This window comes from Methylobacterium sp. AC315 (genome assembly GCF_979253755.1).
In genome coordinates this window covers 1-335 of the sequence record NZ_CEEDEA010000076.1, presented here as the reverse complement: position 1 = coordinate 335, position 335 = coordinate 1, and the positions used below count along the sequence as shown (strand labels likewise).

At 62.1% G+C, this 335-nt stretch carries 1 protein-coding gene; it reads left to right on the top strand.

The features are described 5' to 3' along the window. Window positions 1–335, top strand: a 335-nt coding sequence (locus tag AC0IY0_RS28775; protein WP_471766482.1) for a response regulator transcription factor, incomplete at both ends; no start/stop codon positions are given.

The window sequence follows — 335 nt, the reverse complement described above, 5'->3', positions numbered from 1 at the left end:
CTCACCAAGCCGTTCCACAAGGACGAGCTGGTCGCCCGCATCCACGCCATCGTGCGCCGGTCGAAGGGCCACGCCCAGTCGGTGATCACCATCGACGACCTGATCGTGAACCTCGACCAGAAGACCGTCGAGGTCGGCGGCGCCCGGGTGCACCTCACTGGCAAGGAGTACCAGATGCTGGAACTCCTCTCGCTGCGGAAGGGCACGACGCTCACCAAGGAGATGTTCCTCAACCATCTCTACGGCGGCATGGACGAACCCGAGCTGAAGATCATCGACGTGTTCATCTGCAAGCTGCGCAAGAAGCTCGCCAACGCCAGCCAGGGCAAGAACTA